This is a genomic window from Shewanella sp. SM69, from assembly GCF_025653985.1.
GTDB classification, from domain to species: domain Bacteria; phylum Pseudomonadota; class Gammaproteobacteria; order Enterobacterales; family Shewanellaceae; genus Shewanella; species Shewanella oncorhynchi.
The window spans coordinates 1-3625 of sequence record NZ_JAKKRV010000042.1 but is presented as its reverse complement, the minus strand read 5'-3'; the positions used below and the strand labels follow the sequence as shown (position 1 = coordinate 3625).

Genomic DNA, 3625 nt, shown 5'->3' with positions numbered 1-3625 from the left:
TGACCGGATCGTAAGCTCGAGCATGAAGGGCTCTGGCGTCCATATCATTGCTTAAACGCCAAAGGTAATCCCTCACTCGAAGTGCATTTTCACTGCCTAACGCATTCCAGCGGGGTAATTTTGAAAGTCCTGTAGCTGAATTATCGGTTTTACCAACAAGGGTGCAGGTCACGCAGCCAAACCGTGCCTTACCCCCACAACCACTGTTTTTCTGCCCCACAATGATGTCGCAAACCTCATTTGAGCCATTGCCATAAAGCTCTAACAGAAGACCGAAGTTAGTCAGGTAAGTATCGATGACGATACCTGGGACTCGTTTAATGGGATTGCTACCGGCTATCCGAAGCAGGTCAAATACCTGTTCAGTTTCCCAGTGTTTAATCGGCGCCAGCTTATACATTTTGGAGCCAGCGGCTTCTACCTGTGCCATATCAGCCAGAATTGAGCCTGCCGTAATCAAGCTAAGCCCCTGCTTCTTCATGTTGCCTGCGCGGTGATGACTTTCGGCAATGCGACTGCCTACACAGCTAACCAGTTTGTAGCAGCTGCATTCACTGTACTTTTTAATCGCTTGCTTAATGTAGCGCTCGGACGGGTCTATTTTGAGAATAATGCTGCAATCTTGGTGACGTGTAACCGAAGGCACCAGTTTTTGCCCCCCAGTATACTTGATAAAATACTGGTCATTGATTGGCGGCTGAATAATGTCGTAGCAGAGATTAATCCCAATTTGCTTTCCAAACTCCAGTAATCGCTTACGGACATAATGGACGTACATTTTAAGCGCGATGGCTTCAGCCCCCGTATCCACGGTGACGACGAGTAATGGTCTCGATGGCTCGACTAAGCCAGCCTGAATGGATTGGCGATAGGCTTCGACTGCCATTAACACCACGACTGAACTGTCTTTCCCTGAGAGCCCACAATGCAACACCACCGGCTCACTTTCAATGAGTGTGCGAAGCGCAGAAACACCTTGGTTGAATTGCTCATAGACTACTTTTAAATTTTCTTGGTCTTGTGCATCGAACTGGAAAATGTCTACGAGCTGTTGGGGGTTGTTCATTGTGAATGTCGCCTTGATCAGAGATGACTAGATGATCTCGCACATCGCAATTCACGCAAATTTCCGCTTTAAAGCCCCAGAAATAACCCATTCAATCAGCAAAATTTGCCAGATCTCGGGTTCGTGAAATCATGTCTCTATCAATTTCGATGGAGCTAAACCGATGGCCACAACAGAACATCAATCAACACTTTTGCCACTGACACTTTTCAAGGCTAAAGAAGGCCTAAGCAATAAAGCCGGAGTCACGATATACGAAGGCGTGATTACTTTCGAAGAGCTCGCCAAGCACTTTCCCGTAGAGGCCAACAGTGACGTTTTAAGCGAGCAACTGAAACGCCAGCGGGATGTGGACTCAGGTCGTGTTAACGCCCTAAAGCGGTACTGGCAGGAAACCGACGCGGCAGTATTCCCGAATATGACTTTCTTCTGTAATGAGTTGACCGTCTTAGAAGAAATGAAGATAGGTAATCGGTCCGTGGTCACTGCGGAACTTCCTGCAACGGCTGACAGATTTATTGCTGACGGCCAAGGCCGAGCCACTTTTATTAAATGGCTGTTAGCCCAATACAAAGATCATTTTAATGATTTCACCGTCAGCTTTAAGCTCATTCATATCGCTGACGAATCTCTTACCACTCCGTTTGCGACAAAGCTAATACGCCAATTATTCAGTGATTACCATGTATCACTAAAAAAACCAAATAAATCAATTAGTCACCACTTTAACAGCCGTACACCGTTTGCTGCGTTATGTCATGAATTGCTTGAAATGGAAATTAGCCAAGGCAAACGACTCAAAGACCGAATAGGGCTGCACGGTAAAATCAATTGTGGAACAATGTGGAAATTCGACCAATTCAAAGCGATGGTTCTGAAGTTCATAGGAGTCTCAGCTTCTACAGCTGACAAATCATTAGCTGACGCAGAGCACTTTGAAGTCACGCTAGGAATTTGCCGGGATTTTCTGAAGGAAGCAATCTCCAAATTCCCAGTAAACATGCTCGATGGCCAAGACTACAAATCTCAGCATGAGGCCGCCATGTTTACGAAAGTAGTGTTCACCAATGGCTTAGGTCTACTTGGTAGATCAATATTTGATGCAATTGTGGTGAACGGCACGGGGGATGACTCTTTCAGTGTGTTCCAAAATCTGAATCTACCCATTGCAGATAAAGCGGATAAATTTTGGATAAAGCACAGCGTAGTCACTCACGAAGACCACAAGATAGTTCGCGGTAGCGATAAACGAATTGGCGCTCTACTGTGTCAACACCTGAAGGTATTTCCTACGTTGGAGCTAATGGCATGATCGTCGACCTGAAAGATTATCGCTGTCCAAATGCGCAAGTGGCACTAACAAGAGTGCTTGAAGCATTTGAAATCTGCAGCACCAACGAGCTAACAATCATCACAATTGAGCCCTCTCTAGAGCGAGCACTGGTCCATAGGATTGAACACATGAGCTATACGATGTTGATAACCCAGGCAACATCGCGAGATATCACAGATGAGATTGTGACCGCTTGGGGTGTGGATGTTGACGAAGATGATATTTCAGATGTTGACCAACAACATACACTTGTTGTTACTAAGCAAAGAACGGTTTAGATGTATTTTAGGGTATAAATTTTTTCAATTGGTTGCTAATCAATAATCAGCGCGGTATATATCCTTAATGCGGCATTGTGTTTCTTTTATTTTTAGTCGAGGTATGGGATGGGTATTGGTTCGGATTTGATGGTCGAGTTCGGCGAGGAAGAGCACGAAGATAACATTAGACATGAGATTGCATACAGAGCTGCCGTCTATGTCTTGTTTAATGGCTCTGACAGATTAGCAGCTATTCAAGCTGCGACTGGGCATGTTCTAGCACAGCATGAAGCTATTGCTAATCAAGAATATGCAGAGGATGAAGATGTAATTACTTTTTATGATCCTCGCCTTAATGATAGCCCTGTGCCTTTTCAATATCAGGCACAGATATCAGCTATTCAAGCAGAATTGATTAATTTGATTTAAGTTGCCTCAAAGTAGTTAATTATCATAATAAGCGCCCTTCGGGCGTTTTTTGCTTTCCGTGACGTTCTGGCCATCGGCTAAAGGCCACGGAAACGATGGAAAATGCAAAAGTTTAAAAATATCGCTTGCCTCAGTATGACAATTGTCATACACTATGTTTAAGGTTAGTGCGTCGTGCGTTAACCATCGGAGAGCCGAAGCGCATAAGCGGGTGAGGCGAAGGAAAGTATCATGGCAAATCTATCAATCAAATCTCGTAAAACTGGTGAAACTTTTAACTTCTGGATGCCGTTAGACGGAGGATATATTCGTCTTGAATCCCAAGGTCGCAGCGGGACTTTAGGCAGACAAATTTGTGTGGGCGGTGGCTTCATGGGTAACACACTTTCCGCACGTTCTGAGGCCAGCTTTGAAAAGCAATGTCGTAGCTGGTATCGCGCTTACATGCGCAATCAATCAAATATCTAACATCAAATTTATTAAGCCCTGTAATACAGGGCTTTGGAGTCTTATGAGCCAATTACCGCGCAATCCGAG

General features: G+C 44.8%; 5 protein-coding genes. 4 read left to right on the top strand and 1 reads right to left on the bottom strand.

Annotated elements, in window-relative coordinates:
• A partial coding sequence (locus L5M37_RS23890) for a phosphoadenosine phosphosulfate reductase family protein (RefSeq protein WP_263170045.1) occupies nt 1-1066 on the bottom strand: 1066 nt, incomplete at its 3' end.
• A gap of 163 nt (nt 1067-1229) precedes the next feature.
• Between L5M37_RS23890 and L5M37_RS23885 the strand changes: the two genes are divergently transcribed.
• The 4 genes from L5M37_RS23885 to L5M37_RS23870 all read left to right on the top strand — a co-directional run bounded on the left by L5M37_RS23885 (nt 1230) and on the right by L5M37_RS23870 (nt 3556).
• Nucleotides 1230-2378 (top strand): DGQHR domain-containing protein, encoded by a 1149-nt coding sequence (locus tag L5M37_RS23885; RefSeq protein WP_011711674.1) that lies wholly within the window; start codon nt 1230-1232, stop codon nt 2376-2378.
• Nucleotides 2375-2677 (top strand): hypothetical protein, encoded by a 303-nt coding sequence (locus L5M37_RS23880; protein WP_041413373.1) that lies wholly within the window; start codon nt 2375-2377, stop codon nt 2675-2677. The genes L5M37_RS23885 and L5M37_RS23880 overlap by 4 nt, the downstream gene beginning before the upstream one ends.
• A 108-nt stretch (nt 2678-2785) precedes the next feature.
• The gene (locus L5M37_RS23875; RefSeq protein WP_011711673.1) at nt 2786-3088 is read left to right on the top strand and encodes a hypothetical protein; all 303 of its coding nucleotides are present in this window, start codon (nt 2786-2788) and stop codon (nt 3086-3088) included.
• Between the two features lie 231 nt (nt 3089-3319).
• Nucleotides 3320-3556 carry a hypothetical protein gene (locus L5M37_RS23870; RefSeq protein ID WP_049796112.1) on the top strand — a complete coding sequence of 79 codons (237 nt, stop codon included), beginning with the start codon at nt 3320-3322 and terminating at the stop codon, nt 3554-3556.
• The last annotated feature ends 69 nt before the right edge of the window (nt 3557-3625 follow it).